Annotated in this window: 28 protein-coding genes and 1 tRNA gene; 9 read left to right on the plus strand and 20 right to left on the minus strand. The window is 59.2% G+C overall.

Translation table 11 applies throughout. The annotated features are described in order from the left end of the window. Nucleotides 1–52: 52 nt before the first annotated feature. The 12 genes from AC1DSF_RS14660 to AC1DSF_RS14715 all read right to left on the minus strand — a co-directional run bounded on the left by AC1DSF_RS14660 (nt 53) and on the right by AC1DSF_RS14715 (nt 6,894). Nucleotides 53–256, minus strand: a complete 204-nt coding sequence (locus tag AC1DSF_RS14660) for a hypothetical protein (protein ID WP_478183007.1) — start codon at nt 254–256, stop codon at nt 53–55. Continuing rightward, entirely contained in the window at nt 253–513 is a 261-nt protein-coding gene (locus AC1DSF_RS14665; protein ID WP_478183008.1) for a hypothetical protein, read from the minus strand. The genes AC1DSF_RS14660 and AC1DSF_RS14665 overlap by 4 nt, the downstream gene beginning before the upstream one ends. After that, entirely contained in the window at nt 506–769 is a 264-nt protein-coding gene (locus AC1DSF_RS14670) for a hypothetical protein (protein ID WP_478183009.1), read from the minus strand. Before AC1DSF_RS14670 ends, AC1DSF_RS14665 begins: the two co-directional genes overlap by 8 nt. Nucleotides 770–939: 170 nt before the next feature. Further along, nucleotides 940–1,146 (minus strand): hypothetical protein, encoded by a 207-nt coding sequence (locus tag AC1DSF_RS14675; protein WP_478183010.1) that lies wholly within the window; start codon nt 1,144–1,146, stop codon nt 940–942. After that, nucleotides 1,146–1,334 (minus strand): NUMOD3 domain-containing DNA-binding protein, encoded by a 189-nt coding sequence (locus tag AC1DSF_RS14680; protein ID WP_478183011.1) that lies wholly within the window; start codon nt 1,332–1,334, stop codon nt 1,146–1,148. Before AC1DSF_RS14680 ends, AC1DSF_RS14675 begins: the two co-directional genes overlap by 1 nt. A 10-nt stretch (nt 1,335–1,344) precedes the next feature. Further along, nucleotides 1,345–1,761: a hypothetical protein gene (locus AC1DSF_RS14685; protein WP_478183012.1), complete on the minus strand. Its 417-nt coding sequence runs from the start codon at nt 1,759–1,761 to the stop codon at nt 1,345–1,347. 189 nt (nt 1,762–1,950) lie between these two features. Beyond that, on the minus strand, nt 1,951–3,993 hold the full coding sequence (locus AC1DSF_RS14690; protein WP_478183013.1) for a hypothetical protein: 2,043 nt from the start codon (nt 3,991–3,993) through the stop codon (nt 1,951–1,953). A 1-nt stretch (nt 3,994) separates the two neighbouring features. Next, entirely contained in the window at nt 3,995–4,297 is a 303-nt protein-coding gene (locus tag AC1DSF_RS14695) for a hypothetical protein (RefSeq protein WP_478183014.1), read from the minus strand. 213 nt (nt 4,298–4,510) lie between these two features. Then, the gene (locus AC1DSF_RS14700) at nt 4,511–4,690 is read right to left on the minus strand and encodes a hypothetical protein (RefSeq protein WP_478183015.1); all 180 of its coding nucleotides are present in this window, start codon (nt 4,688–4,690) and stop codon (nt 4,511–4,513) included. Next, nucleotides 4,687–5,046 carry a hypothetical protein gene (locus AC1DSF_RS14705; protein ID WP_478183016.1) on the minus strand — a complete coding sequence of 120 codons (360 nt, stop codon included), beginning with the start codon at nt 5,044–5,046 and terminating at the stop codon, nt 4,687–4,689. Before AC1DSF_RS14705 ends, AC1DSF_RS14700 begins: the two co-directional genes overlap by 4 nt. 859 nt (nt 5,047–5,905) lie before the next feature. Beyond that, a complete protein-coding gene (locus AC1DSF_RS14710; protein WP_478183017.1) occupies nt 5,906–6,331 on the minus strand; it encodes a hypothetical protein in 426 nt (141 codons plus the stop codon). Between the two features lie 101 nt (nt 6,332–6,432). Then, nucleotides 6,433–6,894, minus strand: a complete 462-nt coding sequence (locus AC1DSF_RS14715) for a hypothetical protein (RefSeq protein ID WP_478183018.1) — start codon at nt 6,892–6,894, stop codon at nt 6,433–6,435. Nucleotides 6,895–7,374: 480 nt separating this feature from the next. Here AC1DSF_RS14715 and gcvT point away from each other — a divergent pair, with 480 nt between their 5' ends. The 3 genes from gcvT (at nt 7,375) to gcvP (ending at nt 12,037) form a co-directional block, all read left to right on the plus strand. Next, nucleotides 7,375–8,535 (plus strand): glycine cleavage system aminomethyltransferase GcvT, encoded by a 1,161-nt coding sequence (gene gcvT, locus AC1DSF_RS14720; protein ID WP_478145662.1) that lies wholly within the window; start codon nt 7,375–7,377, stop codon nt 8,533–8,535. A gap of 83 nt (nt 8,536–8,618) precedes the next feature. Further along, on the plus strand, nt 8,619–8,993 hold the full coding sequence (gene gcvH / locus AC1DSF_RS14725; RefSeq protein ID WP_478126918.1) for a glycine cleavage system protein GcvH: 375 nt from the start codon (nt 8,619–8,621) through the stop codon (nt 8,991–8,993). Nucleotides 8,994–9,130: 137 nt separating this feature from the next. Beyond that, nucleotides 9,131–12,037, plus strand: coding sequence for an aminomethyl-transferring glycine dehydrogenase (gene gcvP / locus AC1DSF_RS14730; RefSeq protein ID WP_478183019.1), 2,907 nt, complete (start codon nt 9,131–9,133; stop codon nt 12,035–12,037). Nucleotides 12,038–12,055: 18 nt separating this feature from the next. On the opposite strand, the gene AC1DSF_RS14735 is transcribed toward gcvP, so the two are convergent. Together AC1DSF_RS14735 and AC1DSF_RS14740 are read right to left on the minus strand one after the other, a co-directional pair. Continuing rightward, the gene (locus tag AC1DSF_RS14735) at nt 12,056–12,295 is read right to left on the minus strand and encodes a hypothetical protein (protein ID WP_478126920.1); all 240 of its coding nucleotides are present in this window, start codon (nt 12,293–12,295) and stop codon (nt 12,056–12,058) included. A gap of 13 nt (nt 12,296–12,308) precedes the next feature. Beyond that, on the minus strand, nt 12,309–12,872 hold the full coding sequence (locus tag AC1DSF_RS14740) for a hypothetical protein (RefSeq protein ID WP_478183020.1): 564 nt from the start codon (nt 12,870–12,872) through the stop codon (nt 12,309–12,311). Here AC1DSF_RS14740 and AC1DSF_RS14745 point away from each other — a divergent pair. Then, nucleotides 12,865–13,416: a DUF4124 domain-containing protein gene (locus AC1DSF_RS14745; RefSeq protein WP_478145664.1), complete on the plus strand. Its 552-nt coding sequence runs from the start codon at nt 12,865–12,867 to the stop codon at nt 13,414–13,416. The two genes, AC1DSF_RS14740 and AC1DSF_RS14745, sit on opposite strands and share 8 nt — an antisense overlap. 45 nt (nt 13,417–13,461) lie before the next feature. Here AC1DSF_RS14745 and AC1DSF_RS14750 read toward each other — a convergent pair whose 3' ends face one another. Continuing rightward, nucleotides 13,462–14,370, minus strand: coding sequence for a DUF3014 domain-containing protein (locus AC1DSF_RS14750; protein WP_478126923.1), 909 nt, complete (start codon nt 14,368–14,370; stop codon nt 13,462–13,464). Between the two features lie 106 nt (nt 14,371–14,476). On the opposite strand from AC1DSF_RS14750, the gene AC1DSF_RS14755 reads away from it, so the two are divergent. From AC1DSF_RS14755 to AC1DSF_RS14770, 4 genes are all read left to right on the plus strand, one after another. Next, nucleotides 14,477–15,106 carry a flavin reductase family protein gene (locus AC1DSF_RS14755; RefSeq protein WP_478183021.1) on the plus strand — a complete coding sequence of 210 codons (630 nt, stop codon included), beginning with the start codon at nt 14,477–14,479 and terminating at the stop codon, nt 15,104–15,106. Nucleotides 15,107–15,294: 188 nt separating this feature from the next. Beyond that, a complete protein-coding gene (locus AC1DSF_RS14760; protein ID WP_478126925.1) occupies nt 15,295–15,576 on the plus strand; it encodes a hypothetical protein in 282 nt (93 codons plus the stop codon). 24 nt (nt 15,577–15,600) lie between these two features. Then, a complete protein-coding gene (locus AC1DSF_RS14765; protein ID WP_478183022.1) occupies nt 15,601–17,052 on the plus strand; it encodes a flavin-containing monooxygenase in 1,452 nt (483 codons plus the stop codon). Between the two features lie 96 nt (nt 17,053–17,148). Continuing rightward, entirely contained in the window at nt 17,149–18,642 is a 1,494-nt protein-coding gene (locus tag AC1DSF_RS14770) for a trypsin-like peptidase domain-containing protein (RefSeq protein WP_478183023.1), read from the plus strand. Between the two features lie 39 nt (nt 18,643–18,681). Here the strand turns inward: AC1DSF_RS14770 and AC1DSF_RS14775 are convergent. From AC1DSF_RS14775 to selD, 3 genes are all read right to left on the minus strand, one after another. Further along, a tRNA-Gly gene (locus AC1DSF_RS14775) sits at nt 18,682–18,757 on the minus strand. A gap of 62 nt (nt 18,758–18,819) precedes the next feature. Further along, nucleotides 18,820–19,320, minus strand: coding sequence for an ABC transporter ATP-binding protein (locus AC1DSF_RS14780; RefSeq protein WP_478126928.1), 501 nt, complete (start codon nt 19,318–19,320; stop codon nt 18,820–18,822). Nucleotides 19,321–19,340: 20 nt separating this feature from the next. Next, nucleotides 19,341–20,432 carry a selenide, water dikinase SelD gene (gene selD / locus AC1DSF_RS14785; protein WP_478126929.1) on the minus strand — a complete coding sequence of 364 codons (1,092 nt, stop codon included), beginning with the start codon at nt 20,430–20,432 and terminating at the stop codon, nt 19,341–19,343. 47 nt (nt 20,433–20,479) lie between these two features. Here selD and mnmH point away from each other — a divergent pair, with 47 nt between their 5' ends. Continuing rightward, nucleotides 20,480–21,544, plus strand: coding sequence for a tRNA 2-selenouridine(34) synthase MnmH (mnmH, locus tag AC1DSF_RS14790; RefSeq protein WP_478126930.1), 1,065 nt, complete (start codon nt 20,480–20,482; stop codon nt 21,542–21,544). Here the strand turns inward: mnmH and phnE are convergent. Then, complete coding sequence (gene phnE / locus AC1DSF_RS14795; protein ID WP_478126931.1) at nt 21,535–22,326, minus strand: phosphonate ABC transporter, permease protein PhnE; 792 nt, start codon at nt 22,324–22,326, stop codon at nt 21,535–21,537. The two genes, mnmH and phnE, sit on opposite strands and share 10 nt — an antisense overlap. Continuing rightward, entirely contained in the window at nt 22,323–23,162 is an 840-nt protein-coding gene (locus tag AC1DSF_RS14800; RefSeq protein WP_478126932.1) for a PhnE/PtxC family ABC transporter permease, read from the minus strand. The genes phnE and AC1DSF_RS14800 overlap by 4 nt, the downstream gene beginning before the upstream one ends. Nucleotides 23,163–23,165 lie beyond the last annotated feature (3 nt).

The following is a 23,165-nucleotide window of genomic DNA, read 5'->3' on the forward strand; positions in this document are numbered from 1 at the left end:
GCTGCGGACATGAAAGACATTCCTAAGCAAAGTAGGATTGCAGATACGAGGCTCATTCATTCGCTTCCTTAACTGCTGTTTCCAATTCCGCAAGTGCTTCATTTAACGCAGCCTGTGCAACCATTTCGTAGTGCTTAAGCGATTCGAAATCAGCTTCTGCTCTATTGCGTGCAACAGACCTTTCCATTAAGTTCTTTTCTGCGGTGGTCAGCTTGACACTCGCCTTGATAATCTTTTCTTGCTGTTCTTTGTTCATACTCGTAATTCCTTTAGTTCTTCTTCTGTTAGTTCTCTGCTCTCTTGTTCAACTGTGGACATCACAACTTGTGTTCCGTCTGCGAGCGTGGCAGTGAAGATTTGCGTAATGACTTGGTGCAGCGTCCTTGCACTTGCAATCATGATTGCTGCCTTAGCTGCTGGAACCCTTAGTTCCCGTGATACTTGCGTTTCCACAGTCAAGTAGTTGACGGCTTGTGTGGAGGTGGATAGGACGACTTTGGCGTTGTTATTCATTGCTTTGTTTCTCCATCGGCTTGAAGCCTTTTGTCTTGAGCCAGTAAGCAACGAATTGTTCTGTCGTCATTGCATCCGTTCCTGGCATTGAATAGCGATAAGCCTCTAACATGAAGTCCTCATCACTCAAGCTCTTTTCCGTCTTGTATTCTTTTAGAACTCTATCGGCGATCTCTGTTTCATCTAACATTCTCAAGTTAGCGACTCGTTGAATCAATTTCTGAAATTCAGACTGAATGATGTGTTCGGTATTCATTCTTTAAATCCTTCCCTTTGCTGGTTTGTTTGTGCGCCAATTCAAGAGTCCTTGACCGTATGCTCCTGCTGATAGCTGGTGAATTGTTTTGTGTTCTTCACTACCGTTACCTTGCTTGCGCTTGCGTCCCGGTCCTTTCTTGCAGTAATGACTTTGTTTTTGATAGACGCTCATTTAGCCTTCCCATCCTTAAGAACTGTGTAGCCTTTGAGTTCGAGGAATTCGATTGCGTCTTTATCCTCATCTTCTCTTTCTGCATCTCTGAGGAACTCATGAAGCCGTTGGCCTTCTTCGACAGTTATTGTGCCCGCCGGTATGCGTTTAGTGATTGCGCGAATTGCTCTTGCAAGCATTAGGTTTATTTTGCGTTGATCCATTATTCTTTGTCTCCTTGCTGATTTAGTTTTCTTTCTGCCCATAGAGCTTTTATTGCATCAGAGATTCTTTTCTTTGATTCAGCTGTATGTGGCGTTCCCGGTTTGTCTTTTCTTAACGAAGGCTTTCCTTTTTTGGTAGCACTGATTTGCTTTCGTGCTTCGTCACTGTGGTGTGTTCCTTTTTGCATTACCTCTCCTTTAGATTGCATCCATGATTTGTTCAAACAGCGCAATGCCTGCCTTGAAGTTATCGATGTGGTATTGCAGTAGCATTTTCATTATTTGGGGTTCATAAATCGTGATTTCGCCTATGTTCTTCTTAGCAAGCCAGTTGCCGATTGCTTTGTGAGTAAGGATGACGCCACTAAGCTGCTGCTTCTTTATTTCAAGTCCGCGCTCTTGGCACTGCCTTACATATTCGTAGATATCAACAAAGTGCTGACTCATCTTCTTATCCCCTAATTCCTTCTGCGCCGCTACCACAACTTCTTTTGGAAACAAGTTAAAGCCTACTTCCACGAGTTGATCGGGATCGCAGCTTAGTGGCTGCTTTATGTAGAAGTCGTCTTCTTTTAGTTTCTCTGTGATATCAGCTAATCTTTTTGTTGCTTGCATTACTTACCCCTTTTTGTTTTTGAACCATAACAATATTGATACAACTACTTATCATCTTTAGTGGAAACAATGGTGGTTATGTTTTTTAGCCAATAAAAAACCCCGGAATGTATTTCTACAAACCGGGGCCAGCTTTACGAAGATTTTTCTATCAGGATGCCGAAAGTCACTAAGGCATATCTATTTATCTCAGGTTAGTGATTTCGAGAAGTGAACACACCAGTTTGGAAGTGCAGCACCGGAAATGCCTACTGTAGTGTCGCTATCCTTCAAACATCCACGCGGACCCGTTGTAGGCCCTGCATTGTTTCCTGCTGTGCCCGTGTACGCATACCGCAGCGTTTTGCCTGTATTTGCACCGGGATCAGCAGTCAAAGTGATCACAACAACGTTAGGTGTAGTGATGGTTACTGAGGCAATGCGCGTATAGATACTTCCACCTGCGCTGTCCGTGTATTCAAAGCCCTTGGTAGCTGCTGCGCCGCTTGGGTCTGTCACATTGGTAGTGTCGAACTGCAAGTTGCCCACATTGCCACTGAAGGTGACTGTGATGACTGCACCACTCCGTGTGATGTTTGTAGGGCGCAATGGGCTCCATTGAATGCCTTTCACGACATGCTGATAGTGAGCCTTACCGTAGTATTCACCGAGCTTGGTATAGCTTGTGTTGATTAAATGGACACCATCTGCTCCACTGTAGGTTAAGAAATACTTAGGGCCGACAAGGATTGTCTTCGTTGGGTTTGTTTCATACTCAGTAAGTATCTGATACGGCGCGATACCCGTAGCACTGTTCACATTCGCAACAGCAGTCCAGCAACTCGGCTGTGAATGGAAGATTGGGATTGTTCCAGACTGACCAGTAATGGCCTTATAGTCTGTTTCGTAATCAACTTGCCATTGACGGATATCGGCACCGTATGTTGTGCTCAACATATCGCTTTCGCCATGAATGGCCCAACACGCGGCTACATGCATTGGGTTTGTAGCAACCATCTGCCCCGCAATGGGCGTGAATGTTGAAGTGTCAATGTTGTCCGCGTATGGTGTAGTTCCTTTCTTCAAGCCAGCATATGCAGTAGCACCAAGGCCAAAGTTCTGCACCAACAAGTCTTGTGAAATCCCTAAGCCATCAGCACGAGCAAGCTTTGCGACTGTGTTAGCTGCACCGGATGCGATTGTTTCCCGTTCGATTTCAACCATTGGGATTAACCCGCCAGCATTGCATCCAACTCCAAAGTCCTGCCAATATGAAGGCGTAGGGTTAGCTAAGTTACCTCTGGCTCCGCTTTCAACACAGTTGTTGGTGTATGGCTGCGTGGTGGAGATTGGTGGTTCTCCATTTGCTCCAGCAGCAAGAGACTGGCCGATAATTGGCACATAGTTCAATGTTCGTGTATTGGCAACCACTCTGCGCAAGTCCACCATTAAGATGTTGCATGCATTTGTGAAAGCGCGATAGCTGATATCCGTCATCGCGCCGTTTGACATGAAATACATACCGGCAGTCATTGCCACTTTGCTTTCACCGCCAACACCGGAGAAGACACCAAGGCTTGAGTTCGAGCCTGCATATGTGAATGTTGAGTTAGCACCACCAGCGATCAAACCACCTTGATAGAGATTCAAGTTGTTGCCGGTGCGTTGTCCAGCAATAAGGCCAACTGGCAAAATACCTCGCACCTTAGTGTTAGTGGCGCTTAACGCTCCGATTCCGTTCATTAAAACTTCTGCTTGTGTAGCAATCGCATTCCACCTAAGCACGACTTGTGGATTTCCACCAGCGTTTGTGCCCATCAAGTTGCAGAAGGTGCTTTGTGTGCATTCGGCTGTTAAGAAGACACCCATTCCCATTGAACCGTCTGTTGTTAGCTGATTGACCGTTGTTTGCGTATCTACCCACTTTGTGCTGCCATCGCTCGTAAGTCCGACACTGGTAAGGTCGCCTGCCGCAAAGCCATTTAACACACAGGTTGAGGCAACTGGGTATTTCAGCTTGACTGCTGCACTTGCTAAGTTTCCGCCAAGAAACAAGCCTATTTCAGTAATCCTGCTCCAGACATCTAAATTCTTTAGAGCCGAGACAAAGATGTTGAGTGCAGTAACTTGGTTAGTTGGCAGGTAGCCACCTGCTGCTGCTACTGCTGCTGCGTAAGTGGTGACATCTGGGTCGTTTGTGCCACCACTTCCACCAGACCCCGTAATTCCTAATGTTCCAAATCCAGTAATCATCTTAGGAATTGCTGATAACAGCTACCTTGTGACCTGGTTGCACGCCTGCTGCCCAATACGCGCCAGCAGCTAAACGGAATGAATTGACGGTTGCAGTTGGACCAGAACCAACTTCAATTGAGCATGTTGTATCCGTAGTGAACACAACAAATCTTGTATCTTTATTGAATGCTGCTGATTGTGCAGATGTTCCGCTGATAGCGACTACTTGAGAGGCTATTGGTGGAAGATGAATAAGAGGTAACTGGACTGCGCTGCCGTCAGTAGGAACGCTGTTACCTTCTAAAATATATAATGTCGCCATGTAGAGACTCCCTTTTCAGTTTCATCTCTATTTATACTTTTTGACTTCCTCAGTTATGTCTATGTTGGCGTTCTCTGCTGCACGCTCTCTGATAATGAGGGAATGTCTGATTTTGTTCTTTGGAACCCAGTGCGTGATGACATCTGGCCTGTCTTTCAGGTAGACAGGATCACAAACATCTTCAAGATTGACTGGATATGGAAGGAGCATTCGTTATTTATTTTTCTTGCTCCAAACACCTAATCGTTGTCCGTTTGCTCCAAACTTCTCCGTTACGCCAATACCTTCCATGCGCTGAGACTGTTTGTGCCTCCAGTAAAGGTATTTGAGTTCGTCTCCAAACTCTTCGTTAAACGCATCCTTCTGCTTCTTAGTTGGTTTGTTCTTTTTCATACTGACGTCCTGAACGACATGGTTGGTGCAAACTTCGAACGCACCACGCTTCTGTCATATGTCTTGTTGAGTGGCACCCTGTGTGTGCTTCCTTGAAGAAAGCACTCCATATGCTCACGCTTCGTGTTCCAGCTAACGAACTGGCAGTCTGGAAGCCACGCATACAGTGCTTCCTTGTCCCCATCCCATCCGTCGAAGTCTTCAGCTTCGGCCATGCCTTTAGTGACCGCTTCTTGAACGAATGCGGCGTAAGTCTTTAGCTGGGAGAATTTGTGCGACTGTTCGCCGCGATTGATGTTGATTGCCCCGTTGTATTTGGCTCCGGGGTTGAGCCATAGATTGATTTCCAGAATCATGTTTTTCCATCCTTAAAAGTTCAGCACTCCTGCTGTAAAACTATTTAGCCAATTCGATGATGAATGCTCGCAATAATGAAAAAGCCCCAAGTCTTGCGACGAGGGGCTTAGAACGAGTTTTTACTTTTAAGAACAGAGTTAGTGTTTTATCACCAACAACTTATTTATCAGATCTGTGGGTGGGAGGTTTGGTTTCTGGCTTTTTTTAACGCACGCATTGCGAAGCCTTCTTGAGCGAAGCGAATGAAGAAACGAAGCTGTTTGAGGTCTAAGGCGAAGCTACGCCCGCGTCTTGAGTTCGAAGAACTCTTCTTCTTACGCACGCCTGAAGCGAAAGCGGAGGACGAAGCAACGCACGCATATCTCTTGACTTGACAAGTCAGAGTACCTCTTAATTAAATATTGCTTCGTACGGGCGTATTTTTCTTTACTTCGTATTCAAGCGGGCGTACTTTAGGTCTGTTTTAAAAAGCGCCAACTGCGCAAAACAGAGTTCTAAAGTACGCTATGTTGGACTGGCTTGAATCAATCTCAGTGTTTTCCAACATACGGGCGGCGGTCTTTCTCAAGGACTAAAGCTATCAATCTGGGCTTATCGACTCAACTTACTCTTTTCTCTTACCTATTCAGGTCGCTCCGTGGGTCACTTTGTTTTCCCCACCTATTGCGTTCTTCAGTTGTTCGTCCAGCTTTATCAGCTACGCATAAGTATTTATCCGAACAGTGTTTGTATGACTGCTTTATTGATTTTGACAAAAGAAAACCCGCCGAAGCGGGTTCCTTTATACGAATAGCACTTGCGCACCCCATGTGCGCTTGCATGTATTTTATTGGATCACTTAAGCGGAAAGCAACTTTTTCAGCTAACAGTCATGGTTCCTGTTGACTGCGCAAGAAAGGTGCTGACATCGGCTCCAGACTTTTGTGCATCTTGCAGCCACTTTGGCTTCGCACCCAGCGCGCCTCCGATGTAGTCTTTGCCCTTACCTTCGGGATCGCGGTACACGCCGCCCTTTTCAAACAAGGACTTGTTACGCGGCTTGCCTTCGCCACGCTTCGCACGCTGTTGCTTCCCTGATTCAGGTTCAGCTACTTTCTTTAAGGCATTGAGGGCATTGATGCCGTCTTGGATCGTCAAGCCCTTCTTTTCGAGCTTGTCGATGAAGGCATCAGCGAGCACCTTAGCTTCCTCGATCCGCAGCGGAATGCTCTTCTCTTCAAGCGCGGCCAGTTCCTTCTTAAGTGCAGCGATGTTTGCTTCGTGCTGTTCAAGTGCTGTTGCCATGGGTTTGTTTCTGAACCTTTCTTTAAGGAAGCTGCATCATACGCAAACGCAAGTCAAAAGAAAGCCCCCAACAAGGGGGCTAAAACAAGCTACAGCGTGATTTACTTGCGCTTGGGTGCTTTGGGTGCTGGGGCTGGCGTTGCGTCGTTTGCTGCGGGTGTAGCTGGGGCAGCAACAGGAGCAGCAGCTACTTCCTTTGGCTTGCGTGGTCCCCTGTTTGTTGCAGTAAGCAGGGCATCAAATTCCCCCTTTGCACAAGCTTCCTTAGCAAGCTCCAAAAACTTGACGGCTTGTGCAGCGTTGGCAAGCTTGTATGTTCCGTTTTCCTTGTTGATGGCTGCTACGCCGTTTTTGAGGGTAAGGATGTATGAATCCCCTTCCTTTTTGAACCACAGCCCCTTATCCGCTGCTGCTTTGATAAGCGCAGCTTGCTTATCCGCAGTAAGTGCAAACTTAGCTTTTGCTTGTGCAAGCGGGTCTTGCAACTTGACCGCCTTTGGCTTTGCGTATGCAACAGCGCCCAGGGATTGAACAGTTTGGAAGAAGGACATTTGGGTAGACATGACGGGTTCCTTTTGATGACACGGCAAGAGCGCCGTATCCACATTGTTGTTTCACATTATGAAATGTGTCGACCTGTTTGTGGCTGTTTGTGGGCTTCTGTCGATGCCTACTTTTTAAGCAGACCCCACTTAGCTCGTCCCCAAACATCCCCGCTAACCCGCGTTTTCCTGCTGTTTTTGTGCTGTATGTGCACTTGCTGTGCACAGCACGCTCGTAGGGCAAGCTGCACGCCGCTGCTACAGTGAAGTCGCATGCACTTTTTGCGTTAAAACTGGAAGTCCCTCGCTGCCCCGCCACCCTGCCCCTACCCTGCCCCAATGTTGCATATGTGCAACAAGCGTGCACATTAAAAAGAACGCTGGTAAGTTGTTGATTTTGAAGGTGTTTTTAGGGTGTGCGGTAGCTCTCAGGTAAAGCGGACAGCAGGGGTGGCCCATGGCTTCGGTCATGGATCTGGACTGCCCCTTTTGGAGAGAGCCTTGGCCTCCGCATCGACCGACCTTCTGAAGACTCCGCTTCATGACCTGCACGTCGAACTCGGCGCACGCATGGTGCCCTTCGCGGGCTACTCGATGCCCGTGCAGTATCCGGCCGGCCTCATGGCCGAACACAAGCACACGCGCGATGCCGCGGGTTTGTTCGACATTTCCCACATGGGCCAGTTGCGGCTTTCCGGCCCCGAGGCCGCGGCCGCGTTCGAGACCCTGATGCCAGTCGACGTCATCGGTCTCGCACCTGGAAAGCAGCGCTACGGGCTGCTGCTGAATGAAGACGGCGGCATCCTCGACGACCTGATGTTCTTCAACGAGGGCCACAACTCGCTGTTCGTGATCGTCAACGGCGCCTGCAAGCAGGCGGACATCGCGCATATCACCGTCAAAATCGGACACCGCTGCCAGGTTTCGCCGATGCCGGACCACGCGCTGCTCGCCCTTCAAGGACCGCAGGCTGCCGCAACACTGGCGCGGCTTTCACCGGGTATCGAACGGTTTGTCTTCATGACCGGCGGCGCAGCGCAAATCGGCGGCATCCCGACTTTCGTCACTCGCAGCGGCTATACCGGCGAGGACGGTTTCGAAATCTCCGTTGCCGCTGCGAACGCCGAGCGCCTGGCCCGGCTGCTGCTCGCCCAACCCGAGGTCAAGCCCATCGGCCTGGGAGCGCGCAACTCCCTGCGGCTGGAAGCCGGACTCTGCCTCTATGGCAACGACATCGACGAGACGACCACGCCGGTCGAAGCCTCGCTGGTGTGGGCCATGCAGAAGGTCCGGCGCACCGGCGGAGCCCGCGAAGGCGGATTTCCGGGTGCGGCCAAGGTGCTGGCACAGCTCACGGCTGCGGACGGGACGGCGGGCCACCTCGACCATCACACCCTCAAGCGCAAGCGCGTCGGCCTGGTCGCGATCGATCGAGTGCCAGTGCGCGACGGCACACTGCTCGAATCCTTCGAAGGCGTTGCGATCGGACAGGTGACCAGCGGATTGCTCGGCCCCACCGTCGACCGGCCGATCGCCATGGCGTACGTCGCTCTGGCCTATTCAGAGCCCGGCACGCGCATGCAGGCGATCGTCCGTGGCAAGCCGGTCCTGATGGAAGTGAGCACGATGCCTTTCATTCCCGCGCGCTATTTCCGCGGCTGAGGCCGATCCGCACGCGGCGCTCTTTTTTGCCTTTTTTCTTTGCTTTTTCCAGCCCACTTTCTCATCTCAAGGAGCTTCAGTTCATGACCACCAGGTACACCAAGGATCACGAGTGGGTTCGCCAGGAAGCCGACGCGGCGCTTGTCACGGTTGGCATCACGGTTCACGCGCAGGACGCGCTGGGCGACGTCGTTTTCGTCGACCTGCCCGAGGTCGGCAAGTCCTTCGCGCAAGGCGAAGTGGCGGGCGTGGTCGAGTCGGTCAAGGCTGCCGCGGACGTTTTCATGCCGGTCTCCGGCGAGATCACCGAAGTCAACGAAGCGCTGCGCGCCGACCCGTCGCTTGCCAACAGCGCTCCGATGGACGCTGGCTGGTTCTTCAAGGTGCGCGTCAGCGACGTGACACAGCTCGAAGCCCTGCTCGACGACACCGCGTACGAGAAATTCTCGGCGGAATAATGCGCACCCCCAGGCTTCGCGCACTGCGTGTCGCTCTCGCCCACCCCCTGCAAGGGGGCGACACCAGCAGCCTGGCAAAGCCAGTTCTGCGGTGTCCCTGACAACTTGCCGAAACCAGAACCTTCTCAAGCTACCCCATGTCGACACCCGTCCTGCCCCTTTTTCCTCCGCTCAGCGAGCTCGAGAACGCCGAGGAATTCATCGCGCGCCATATCGGAATCGAACCGGCCGACGAGACGCGAATGCTGTCGGCCATCGGATCGGCCACGCGGGCCGAACTGATCGACGGCATCGTCCCGCCCGCCATCCGGCGCGCGCGGCCGATGCGCCTGCCTGCCCCGGTCACGGAGGCTGAGGCGCTGGCCGAACTCAAGGCGATCGCCGCGAAGAACAAGGTGGCGAAGAGCTTTATCGGGCAGGGCTACTACGGCACCCATACGCCGGGCGTCATCCTGCGCAACGTGCTGGAGAACCCCGCCTGGTACACCGCCTACACGCCCTACCAGGCCGAGATCTCGCAGGGCCGGATGGAGGCACTCGTCAATTTCCAGACCATGGTGTGCGACCTCACAGGCATGGCCATTGCCAATGCTTCGATGCTCGACGAGGCGACCGCCGCGGCAGAGGCGATGACGCTTGCCCGCCGTAGCGTCAAGAGCAAGAGCAACGTGTTCCTGGTGTCCGGCGACTGTCATCCGCAGACCATCGAAGTCATCAAGACACGTGCTGCGCCTCTCGGCATCGAAGTCCGCGTCAGCACCGTGTCCGAGACGCTGCCGCACCTGATGGCGAGCTGTGAATTCTTCGGCGTGCTGGCGCAATACCCGGCCACCACCGGCCACGTGCACGACCTGCGGCCGCTGGCCGGGCATGCGCACCAGTTCGATGCCGCCTTCTGTGTGGCGGCGGACTTGCTCGCGCTCGCACTGCTCACGCCGCCGGGCGAATGGGACGCCGACATCGTCTGCGGCACCACGCAGCGCTTCGGCATGCCGATGGGCAACGGCGGCCCTCACGCGGCCTACCTGGCATGCCGCGACGAATTCAAGCGCTCGCTGCCCGGGCGCCTCGTCGGCGTCAGCGTCGACACGCATGGCGAGCCGGCCTACCGCCTCGCCCTGCAGACCCGCGAGCAGCACATCCGGCGCGAGAAAGCCACCTCGAACATTTGCACCGCGCAGGTGCTGCCGGCGGTGATAGCCAGCATGTACGCGGTCTATCACGGGCCGGAGGGCATTCGCCGCATCGCGCAGCGCGTGTCGTCGCTCACCTCGATCCTCGCGCAAGGGCTCGAACAGATGGGCCGTGAGCTGGTGAACGCAACGGCGTTCGACACGCTCACCGTCAAGACAGGCGAAGACACCGCGAAAGTCGTCGAACGCGCGGACGCCGCCAGTGTCAACCTCGGTCTGCGCGTGCAAAACCACGTCGGCATTTCGCTGGACGAGACCACGACGCGCGCGGACATCGAGACGCTCTGGGCGCTGTTCGTGCCCGCCGGAACGCCGCTGCCGCGTTTCGACGAACTCGCCGGCCGGATCGCATCGCGCATCCCCGACGACTTGCGCCGCGCGAGCGCTTTTCTCACGCATCCGGTATTCAACACGCACAAGAGCGAAACCGCGATGCTGCGCTACATCCGCAGCCTGGCCGACAAGGATCTCGCGCTCGATCGCACCATGATCCCGCTGGGAAGCTGCACGATGAAGCTCAATGCGACCAGCGAGATGATCCCGATCACCTGGCCTGAATTCGCGAACATCCATCCTTTCGCGCCGGCGGAGCAGTTGCAGGGCTACGCGCAGCTCGACAAGCAATTGCGCGCATGGCTGTGCGAAGCCACCGGCTACGCCGGCATCAGCCTTCAACCCAACGCCGGATCACAAGGCGAATACGCAGGGCTGCTTGCAATCAAGGCTTTTCATGAAGCAAGGGGCGAGAGCCATCGCGACGTGTGCCTCATTCCGTTTTCCGCGCATGGCACCAATCCGGCCAGTGCGCACATGGCGGGGATGAAGGTGGTGGTCACGGCCTGCGATGCCGAAGGCAATGTCGACATCGACGATCTCAAGCGCGCATGCGGCACCCACGGCGACAAGCTGGCCGCCGTGATGATCACCTACCCCAGCACCCACGGCGTGTTCGAGACGCGCGTGAAAGAGCTGTGCGAGATCGTCCATGCGCACGGCGGTCGCGTATACGTGGACGGCGCCAACATGAATGCGCTCGTGGGCGTCGCTGCGCCGGGCGAATTCGGCGGCGACGTGAGCCACCTGAACCTGCACAAGACCTTCTGCATCCCTCACGGCGGCGGCGGTCCGGGTGTCGGGCCGGTCTGCGTGGTCGAGGACCTTGTTCCGTATCTGCCCGGTCACGCGACAGGCGGCATTGCCTCGCATGGCGTCGGGGCCGTGTCGGCGGCACCGCTCGGCAATGCGGCCGTGCTGCCGATCAGCTGGATGTACTGCCGCATGATGGGAGCGCCCGGTCTCAAGGCCGCCACCGAAACCGCGATCCTCAGCGCCAACTACATCAGCGCGCGCCTGAAGGAGCACTACCCAACCCTCTATGCAAGTGCCAACGGCCACGTTGCGCACGAGTGCATCCTCGACCTGCGCCCGCTGAAGGACGCCAGCGGCGTCACGGCCGAAGACGTCGCCAAGAGGCTCATCGACTACGGCTTCCACGCGCCGACCTTGAGCTTTCCCGTGCCCGGCACGCTGATGGTCGAACCCACCGAAAGCGAACCGCTGGCTGAGCTCGACCGCTTCATCGACGCGATGATCGCCATTCGCGGCGAGATCCGCCGCGTCGAGGAAGGCGTCTGGCCGAAGGACGACAACCCGCTCAAGAACGCGCCGCATACCGCCGCGAGCCTGCTCGCCAGCGAATGGACGCGCCCTTACTCGCGCGAGCTGGCGGCGTTTCCGCTCGTTGCGCTCAAAGCGGCGAAATACTGGCCGCCCATCGGCCGGGTCGACAACGTCTACGGCGATCGCAATCTGTTCTGCAGTTGCGTGCCGATGGACGAACTGGTCAAGTAGGAAACTTTCTCGGGGCGGCTACCAGCGTTGCTGCTGCCGCCCGCCATGGATGTTGCCGGCGATGCCACCCGCAACGCCGCCGATGGCCGCGCCTGTCCAGGCATCGCCTCCGGAGATCGCGGCGATCCCCGCGCCGGCTGCCGCGCCCATCGCGGCGCCGCTCACCGTCCCTTGCTGCTGCGGGCTCATGTTGGTGCAGCCGACGGCGAACACTGACCCGGCCAGTGCTGCCGCCGCCATCCAGTGGAGTCGTTTCATGATCCGTTTCCTTTCACTTGTTCTTTTGCAGACCGGGAACGGCCATTTCGAACCAGATGATGTCCAACACCGGCCGCTTGAGCTTGTCCGGGTTGGCGGCGTACCACTTATCGATGCTCGAACTCACGCTGTCGAGCGTCTGTCCTTGCATTCCCTTCGCCAGCCGCGGAATGAAGCTCTGCGCGTCCGGCGGCGGGTTCCTCGAAGAGTAAGCCGCGTCGACCTGCACGATATTGGCCAGACCGACCAGATACGCCTTCTTCACGGCCGGGGCCGACGTGGTCCATTGCTCGCCGGTCACGACCGGAATGTCGGCCGCCTTGGCGGGTACGCACGCGAGCGCCAGGGCCATGCACGCGGCCGACAGGGCGGCGCGTACTTGCAGTTTCGATGTCATTGCGTTTTCCAACGGGATTCCTTGGTTGGTTCTTGCGGCTGCGATGCATCGTGCGCCGCTGCGTCGAAGCATGTCAAGCGCGTCAAAAAGAGCTGAAGGCCGCGCCTCCAGTGCGTACTTTTGTTGCAGCACGCGCGCTGCTGCTCTGCGAAAAGCACACAATATGTCGACCATGCGCAAGCTCGTACTTCTCGCGGTTTTGCTCGCCGCCGCTCCGATGGCCGGCGCGGACGTGATCCGCTGCGCCGACGCCGCCGGCAACGTGAGCTACACCGACGCGGCATGTCCGACGGGCGCCAAGAAGGTGGCACGCGTGTCGACGGTAGAGCCCATCAGCGTCGTGCGCGGCGCCGACAAACCTCGCCCCGCGGCGAACGTCGAATCCACGGATGTTGCGGCAGCACCGCCGCCTGCGCCATCGGCCCCCATCATCATTGACGGCCGCCGCGACGGCAACGCCGGCGGCGCGGTACCCGACAACTCACGCTGGAGCGATCGCGGCGTCGAGAGCATCGTGATCGACGACGGGTCGATGTATGCCGCCCCTGGCGTCTCTCGTCCGCCCCGGCCGCGCGACATGCGGCCGCGCATTCGCTCCTGCGGCTCGCGAACCTGCGAAGACACCCAAGGCAATCACTTCACGCACTCGGGTCAACTCGACCGCTACCGAAGCATCGACGGACGAACCTGCCAGCCGGTGGGTACGACCACCGTCTGCCGCTGAATAGAGCGTAGAGCGCCCGCTTGCTTGCCCTGCTTGCCCTACTTGCTATTTCTTGGCGACAGCGCCGGTCGCGACCAGCCCGCGAAACTCGGCGAGCTTGGTCTTCATCCGCCGCTCGTTCACCGGGCCCATGCGAATCAGGATCTTCTGCCCGGCAGACAAAGCTTCAAGTTGCGGATCGGCGAATTCATAGCGTAGCCACGGGGTGTTCGAGGCCGCGTCGCTCTTCATTTCGTCTTTCAGTTCGCCTTTCACTTCGGTCAGCCTGACCTGCACCGGCCCGGCAGGTTCCGGGGTCTTCAGAAGATGATCCAGCACGGCAACCAGCCGGTCATTGAAATAGCGCCCCGGATAACCCAGCTCTTCGTACGCCTGCTGAAACAGCGGATACAGCTTGGCATACAGCGCCGCGGCGTTGGCCGTGTTGACCGACTCCACGAACAGCACGAAGGGTGTGTAGCGATTGCCGTTGTCGACGCCGATGGTCTTGATCTCGCCGGCGCCCTGCGTCTCGAAGCGCTGCGGCGTCGGGTGCACCGGCCACAGGCGCGAAGATGCCTGCGCGCGCGGCAAGTTGTCCACCGTGGCAACCACGCGCCGGACGAAGCCGTCCGTCTGCACGAACGAAGTGACGCCCTTCTTGCCGAGCAAGTCGTTCAAGGCACCGTTGACGCGCGCGTCGGCGTCGTTCAGTGGCGGGAGCGTCTTGTCGGGCTCAGCCAGGGGCTCGACGAGGTTCTGCGGCCCGGTCGCCACGGGCGCGGGGTTGTCGGGCGGTGCCGGTTGCGGCTGAGGCGCTGTTGATACTGGCGGCGCTTCAGGCGGCGCTTCTTTTTGCATGGACCAACGCCACCAGGCGAAAGCACCCGCGAGGATCGCAATGATCACGAGCGCGGGGATCCACATCGAGGTTTCGCGAGCTGGCCTGAATTCTGCTGGGTCCCGATCGGGCATGTTTCAATCTTCCTTTCCCTGTCCATTGGAAACCACTGCGCCGCGGCTTGCCGTAACGTCCTGTGACCGCACGGTCACCGTAGTGCGAGCGCGCCATGAGAGCACCATGAACATCGACTTCGCGACACTGACGCAATACCAACGCTACAAGCTCATGGCGAGCCTCATCGTGCCACGGCCGATCGCGCTGGTCACCACGATCGGGGCCGACGGCGTGGTCAATGCGGCGCCCTTCAGCATGTTCAACATGCTGGGTGAGGAACCACCGATCGTGATGATCAGTGTGAACCGCCTGCAGGACGGCGTGTTGAAAGACACTGCCGCCAACATCGTGCGCACGGGTGAGTTCGTCATCCATCTGGCGGACGAGGACATCGCCGAACAGATGCACCGATGCGGCGAGCATCATCCGCCGCACGTGAGCGAGCTAGACATCGTCGGCTTCACCGCGCTGCCGAGCAATGCCGTCAAGCCGCCGCGCATTGCCGAGGCGCCGGTCGCCTTCGAGTGCACGCTATGGGAAACGCTGGAAACCGACAGCCGCCAGATCTTCATCGGCCAGGTGCGCTGGATGCATGCGCGCGACGAACTGATCGACACCGAAGCATGGCGAGTGCGCCTGCAGCACTACTTTCCGGTCGGCCGCTTCGGTGCCAGTTTCTACGTGAAGACGCGCGAACGGTATGCGCTCGCAGCCCAGGGCGCGACGCGAAGCACCGCCATCGACGAAATGTAGGCGGACGGACGGCGGGCGGTCGCCGCGCTAGCGGGGATGGGCCGGCAACGCCCATCAATCTAGCGCTTTGTCAGGTAAGCGGTCATCGGCCTGTAGGACTAGCTCAATGGTTGGGTGCCGCGACGCACACGACGGGGCCGATTGAAGTTAAAAATGCTTCCTCTTCGCTGCCCGACTGGAGGAATCCGATGTTCAGCATTTTTCAGCACAACCGGAACGGCCATCTGCGACGCATCATGACCTTGCTCGAAGAGGCGAACCTGGCGCGCATCGAGCACCAGGCCGCTGCCGAGCATCATGGCGCGCTCGCCCGCATGTACGCCGACCGCGCCAAGCGACTGGAGCGTGAGGTGTACGGAAGCACGCATGTTCCGGTCGGCGAAAGTGCGGCACCGCAAAAACTGGCTGATGAAAAGCCGGTCGTGTATGCACTGGGCGCCAATCGCCGCGAAGCGCCAGCGAAAGCCTGAAGCTCCAAGCGGGACGGCCAAGCGATGGCCGATGAATTCGTCGATGTGCTCATCGTCGGTGCCGGGTTGTCCGGCATCGGCGCCGCGTCACACCTGCAGCGGCTGTGCCCCGGCCGCAGCGTCGCCATTCTGGAAGGACGGCACTCGCTCGGGGGTACGTGGGATCTCTTTCGCTATCCGGGCGTGCGTTCGGATTCCGACATGTACACGCTGGGCTATTCGTTTCGCCCCTGGACGGACGACAGGGCCATTGCCGACGGATCGGCCATCCTCCAGTACCTGCGCGACACGGCGCATGAACAGGGTGTCGATCGGCTGATCCGCTACGGCCATCGCGTGCGAAACGCCAGTTGGTCGTCCGAGGCGGCGCAGTGGACCGTAGAGGCCACACGGGACGACGGCGAGCCGGTTTCATTGCGCTGCGCCTTCCTGCTGATGTGCAGCGGCTACTACGACTATACCGAAGGCTACACACCGGACTTCCCGGGCCGCGAGCGATTTGCCGGGCGCGTGGTGCATCCCCAGCAGTGGACCGACGACATCGAGTACATCGGAAAGCGCGTGGTCGTGATCGGCAGCGGCGCGACGGCCGTGACCATGGTGCCCGAACTTGCGCGACAGGCGGCGCACGTGACGATGCTTCAGCGCTCGCCCAGCTATGTGGCCTCGCGGCCCTCGGTCGATCGCGTCGCCGGTTGGCTCCAGCGGAACATGGGCGTGTCACGCGCGCACGCGCTTTCGCGCTGGAAGAACATGTTGCTCGCTCTCATCTTTTTCAGGGTGTGCCGGCACAAGCCGCAGTTCGCCAAGTCCGCGCTGATCAAGCAAGTCCGCCGCCAGTTGGGTCCAGACTTCGACGTCGAGACCCACTTCACGCCCCGCTACAACCCATGGGAACAGCGGCTGTGCCTGGTGCCCGACGGCGACCTCTTCAAGGCCATTCGTGCACAGCGTGCGAGCGTGGTCACCGACCGCATCGAATCCTTCACCGAATCAGGCCTGAAGCTCGCGAGCGGCGCGGAATTGCCGGCCGACCTCGTGGTGACAGCCACCGGACTCAAGCTCAAGGTGGTCGGCGGCGCCGAGCTTTTCGTCGATGGCCGCAAGCTGGAGGCGGCGGAATTGGTGAATTACAAGGGCACCATGTTTGCGGGCGTTCCGAATTTCGCATCGATCTCCGGCTACACCAACGCGTCCTGGACGCTCAAGGCGGATCTGGTCGCCATCTTCGTCTGTCGCCTGCTCAATCACATGCAGCAGACAGGTGCACGGCAGTGCGTTGCGATGACGGACGATCCGGCCATGCCCTTGCAGCCGTGGGTCGACTTTTCGTCCGGCTACTTTCAGCGCGCCATGCAACAGATGCCTCGCCAAGGTGAGAAAAGGCCTTGGAAGCTCAACCAGAACTATCTCTCCGACTTCTTCACGCTGCGCTACGGCGCAGTGGACGATGGCGTCATGCGCTTCTCCGCTTAGTCCGCCCACCGCTTGCGGCAACGGGACGCGCGACAACCTGCAGAACGCCTGAGGCGCAGGAACCAGCCTCGCGCTTCTTTGATCTGAAAGATCGCCATGTGCGATCTTTCGATCCTGCGGTTGTGGAACGGCGCTTCCGTCGCGCAGATGGGGCGGCCGTCTCGGGCGATGGTCGCGTTGACCTTCGCGTTGATGATTGCTTGCCTCATGAGCGCATGCGCGGTCGCGCCTGGAGCGCCGCCGCATGAGGCGACCTCTTTTTCTTCGCTCGTGGCGAGCCGCAGCGCCAGCGTGGTGGACATCAGGACGCTGCGGATCGGACGCGAGGAAACGACGGACAGCGTCGACCTGGACATGGCGCCGGAGACCGACTTCGGCGACAGGCTGGCTTGGCCGCTGTCCGCAAGCGTGCGGGTCAGCCAGACCCGCGACCTGGCCTCCGGGATTGTTCTCACGAGCGACGGCCTGATCCTGACCAGCGCTCACGTGGTCTCCACCATCGACGAAGCGCAAGTGCGGCTGGACGACGGCCGCCGCTTCCCGGCGAGGGTGCTGGGCGTCGACAAACGTACCGACATCGCGCTGATGAAGATCGACGCGAGCGGACTTCCGACCGCCATCCTCGGAGACTCGTCGAAACTCGCCCCGGGCGACTGGGTCGCCGCCATCGGGGCGCCTTTTGGCTTTCATGGCAGCGTCACCGCCGGCGTGGTGAGCGCCGTCGACCGCTACATTGGCGGCGCAGGGGAGACACCCTTCATCCAGACCGACGTAGCAATCAATCCGGGCAGTTCAGGCAGCCCGCTGTTCAACAACCGCGGCGAAGTCGTCGCCATCAATTCGATGATCTACAGCGGCAGCGGCGGCTATATGGGCCTGTCGTTTGCGGTTCCGATCAACCTCGCGGTCAAGATCGCGGCACAGTTGAAGGCTTCAGGCCGCGTGAGGCGGGCTCGCATCGGCGCCGATTTCCAGGAGATGACGCCCGCGCTCGCACAGTCTTTCGCGTTGCCGGATGCGACGGGCGGCGCGCTGGTGGTTCGCGTCGATGCCGGCGGTCCGGCGCAGGGCGCAGGGCTGGTGCGCGGCGACGTGGTCACCACGCTCGACGGCGCGCCGATCGCGCACTTCACCGAGCTGCTGCGCCAGATTGGCGATCGGCCGCCCGGCAGCCGCGCGCGCCTGGAAGTGTGGCGCAAAGGCACGAAGCGCACTTTTCTGGTCACGCTCACCGAAGAGCCGGCACAAAGGAGCTTTCTCCGGGCCGAGTTCACACCTGAATGGAACGATGGCCTCGGCCTGAGCCTGGGTGAATTGTCGAGCGCGCAGCGCACGCAACTGGGCAGCGACGGCGGCTTGATGGTGAAGGAAGCCACGGGCGCGGCGCGCAGCGAAGGCATTCGGGCGGGCGATCTCATTGTGGCGGTGAATGACGCCAGGGTCGATCGTGTCGATGAGTTTCGACGGAGCGTGTCGGGTCTGCCGCCGGGACGCACTGTGGCGCTGCTGGTGATGCGAGATCGGCGGCTGGCGTATGTGCCAGTGCGGCTGCCGCAGCGGCGGCTCGGAGCATCGAGCGCGTCGAATTGAAGACAAAAAAAAGAGGCCGAAGCCTCTTTTCTTAAAAATTGGAGCGGGAAAAGAGTCTCGAACTCTCGACCTCAACCTTGGCAAGGTTGCGCTCTACCAACTGAGCTATTCCCGCATTGTTCGCCGCGTTTGTTCGCATTTTGCGAAGCCTCGAATTATAGGGGATTTTGTCGAGCGTCAGAACCGGCGGTTGTACGTGAAGATCAAACCGGCCGTCCCGAGCGCGCCAACCTGAACGGCATCCTTGGGTGTCAGCCGGTAGCCGATCGCAGGAATGATCCCGAGGCCGAAGCCGTCGTGGTTGAAGGGCACCTTGTCCTCGTACTTGCCCTTGTAGCCGTAGATGATCCCGCCGCTGAGCTTCGCGTAGAGTTTGGAGTAGCCGAAAAGGTTGTCCCAGCGATAGCCGTAGTAGGCATAGGCCGAGGGTTGCCCGAACGAATTGCTGAACGCGGAAAACCCCCAGATGAATCCGTTCGCCTGGGCTCGCTCGATGCCCAGTAGGTAGACGTTCTTGTGCTCGTCGCTGTTGCTCCAGTGCACCGCAAACGGGCCGATCAGCGCCTCCCAATAGGGTTTGCCGGAAAACTCGTCGGCCTCCGGCTCTTGCGCGCAAACCGCGGATGACGACAAGGCAATCAGAAGACTTGCCCCCACTGCGCTGGCACGACGATTCATAGGCTCCTCGATACTCATTCTTATGCTGTGAATTCAAGGCGGGGCGCCGATTCGCCATCGCCTTGCCGGAGTGCACCGATCGGCGCGACATGCTCGAAACCCGCTGCGCGGAACACCGCCACGACGGCGTCGACATCGTCCGCCCCGACGCTCACCAACAGCCCGCCGCTGGTCTGCGGATCGGCAACCAGCGAATGCTGCCACGAAGCGGCTGAATTCGGCCATTCGACTTGCGAACCATAGCCGATCCAGTTCCTGCCCGACGCGCCCGTCACGATGCCTTCTTTGGCGAACCTGGCCGCGGACTCGATGATCGGCAGGGCGCCGAGTTGCACGCGCGCCGCCAGCTTCGCACCACGGCAGATCTCGAGCAGGTGGCCCGCAAGGCCGAAACCTGTGACGTCGGTCATCGCGTGCACGCAGTCCATGGCGGCCAATTCGACGCCCACGCGGTTCAGTTGTGTCGTATAGCGCAGCATCTGTTCGTAGCCCGCGTCATCGAGCAGCCCCTTCTTGAGCGCCGCAGACAGGATGCCCACCCCCAGCGGCTTGCCGAGGACGAGCACGTCGCCGGCCCTGGCGTCCGAATTGCGGCGCACGCGATCGGGATGAACCAGCCCCAGGCCGACGAGCCCGTAGATCGGTTCCAGCACGTCGATGCTGTGGCCGCCCGCAATCGGAATGCCGGCTTCCCGACAAACGCTGGCGCCGCCTTCGAGCACGCGCCCGATCACTTCGGGCGGCAGCTTGTCGATGGGCATGCCGACCAGCGCCAGCGCCATGATCGGCGTGCCGCCCATCGCATACACGTCCGACAGCGCATTCGTCGCGGCAATGCGGCCGAAGTCGTACGGGTCGTCGACGATCGGCGTGAAGAAGTCGGTGGTGGCGACCAGCGCCTGCGTCGCGTTGAGCCGATAGACGGCCGCGTCGTCGCTGGTCTCGATGCCCACGAGCAGTTCGGGCGGCACGATGCCCTGCGGGGCGCGTGCCAGAATCTCGGCCAGAAGGCCGGGAGCGATCTTGCAGCCGCAACCGCCGCCGTGCGAAAACCTAGTGAGAGCGATCGGTTCCATGATGAAGAATTTGAGACTGCCGGTTTGGGTCGGCATTTTGCCAGCCGCGCAGACCCGCGCCTCCCGTGGGCACTGAACGGGTCATGCAACGTCCTCCTGTTCGGGTCACCGATCGTCACGCGTTCGACACGCTCATCGACGCGCGCTCGCCGGCCGAATTCGCGCTCGACCACATTCCCGGTGCCATCAACTGCCCCGTGCTGGACGACGAGGAGCGGCGCATTGTCGGTACGCTCTACAAGCAGCAAGGCGCGTTCGAGGCACGTCGTGTTGGCGGTGCGATGGTGGCAGTCAATCTTGCCAAGCATCTGCGCGAGCGCTTCGCGGACCGCCCCGCCAACTGGAAGCCGCTCGTGTATTGCTGGCGCGGCGGGCTGCGAAGTGGGTCCATGGTGACCTGGCTGCGGCTCGTGGGCTGGGATGCCCAGCAACTTGCCGGCGGCTACAAGAGCTTTCGCCATCACGTGCTCGAACAACTCGAATCGCTCTGCCCGCGGCTGCCGCTGCGCATTCTTTGCGGCGCAACGGGCAGCGCCAAGACGCGCGTCCTGCAAGCGCTGGCGCGGCGCGGCGCGCAGGTGCTCGACCTGGAAGATTTCGCAAGGCACAAGGGATCCTTGCTCGGCGCCCTGCCCGGCGTCCCTCAACCTTCGCAGAAGCATTTCGAAACGCGCATCGCGCAGGTGCTCGAATCGGTCGACCTCGATCGCCCGCTGTACGTGGAAGGCGAAAGCCCGCGCATCGGGCGCATCGCACTGCCCTTGCCGATGGTGGCGCGAATGCGCGAGAGCCCATGTATCGAGATCGCCGCGACGCCCGAAGCGCGCCTCGCCTACCTGCTGCGCGACTACGCTTATCTCGGCGACAACGCCGAGGCACTCGCGAACCAGCTCGGCATGCTGAAGGAGTTGCAGGGCAAGGAGACGGTGCAACGCTGGCAAGCCTGGGCGCGCGCTGGCGAGCTGTCGCCGTTGTTCGCCGAGCTGATGGCGCTGCACTACGACCCGCACTATGCACGCTCGCAGGCCCGCCACTTCACGGCATGGCCCGAACGCGCCCGCGTCGAATCAAGCGATCTTTCGGACGCGGGCATCGAGGCCGTCGCCGATGCCGTGCTCGCGCTGGAAGCCGATCGCCTTCAGGCGTAGGCCGGAACGAGCTCGCGCCGCAGCCGGCTGCTTGCACCATCGACGATGAAGACCAGCACGAACATGGCCCCCATCACCGTCGCGGCTTGCGCCTGCTGGAAGAGGGACAGATGGAAGTACAGCATCTGCCCGAGTCCGCCCGCACCCACGAAGCCGAGCACAGACGCCATACGGATGTTCATTTCCCAGCGATAGAGCGTGTAGGCAAGCCACTGCGGCCACACCAGCGGCAGGCCGCCATAGGCGAAGGCGGCTGCCGCGCCGCTACCGGCTTCCCGCAGGGCACGTTCAGGCGCGGTGGGCGCGTTTTCGAGCGCTTCGCCGAACAGGCGCCCGAACACGCCGGTGGTGTGCAGTGCCAGCGCAAGCACGCCCGCGAAAGGACCAAGTCCGGCCAGCAACACCATCAGCGCCGCCCACACGAGTTCGGGCACGCTGCGCAGCAGGTTCAGCACGAAACGAGCGCCCTGCTTTGCGACGGTGCCGAATCGGCCCGAAGCCGGCAGTGCCAGCAACGCACCGGAGACGAATGCCAGCAGAGTGCCTAGCGCCGATATCGCGAGCGTCTGAAGTGCGCCCCAGGCCGTCTTTGCCAGGAACCCCGAGGAAACGTCCGGCGGAAAAAATTCGGCGACGAACTTCGCCATCGATGTCGCCGATTCGCGCGTGAAAAGTGCCCGGAAGTCGATCGCCAGATTGGCAAAGCTCGCAATGACGGCGGCAAGCACGCCCATACCGATCGCGATGCATGCCACGCACGGCCTCGGTGCGCGCGGTGTCATGCGAGCACCTTGCGCAACATCGCACTCAGGCCGTCGGCCAGCAGCACCAGCAAAAGGAAGACGATCAAGATGCTGCTGGCTTCGCCGCCGTTCAACATCTTCATCGACTGGTCCATGAGTTGGCCCAGACCGCCGGCGCCGACAAAGCCCATCACAACCGATGCCCGCACCGCGCATTCCCAGCGGTATACGGTGTATGACACCAGTTCCTGTGCCGCGCCGGGCATCAGCCCATAGCAAAGCGCAGCGATGCGCCCGCTGCCCGCTTCGAGCAGTGCGCGCGCAGGGCGCGTGTCCCCCGATTCAAGAATCTCGCCGTAGACCTTGCCGAGCATGCCGCCATAAGTGATCGCCAGTGCCAGCACGCCAGCAGCCGGCCCGAGCCCGAAGGCGCGCACCAGCACCAGCGCCCAGACTACTTCGGGGATGGCACGCAGTACGACGAGCACACCGCTGGCGGTCGTGCGGACCGCTTGCGCCCGCCATCGTCCCGGCCCGGGGCCGATGCGCGAAACGGAGAGCGATCGCGTCATGGCGAACGCCAGAGGCGCTGCAATGACGAATGCCAAGGCAATGCCCGCGGTGGCCATGGCGAGCGTTTCGAGCGTGGCCTTCGCCAGCAGCGCCAGGAAGTCCGGCGCCGCCGAGGGCGGCAAGAAGCCTGCAAGAAAGCCGCCCATGACCCCGAGGCTTGCCGGATCGAACAACGCAAGCGGATTGAACTGCGCGACCAACGCCATTGGCCACAGCACGACAAGCGCAAGCAGCACGGCGGTCAGGCGTCCACGCGCCAGGGGATCGCGCAAGTTCGCGTCACGCGCAGAATCGAAACGCATGGC

This window comes from Variovorax sp. 01N429, from assembly GCF_056399425.1.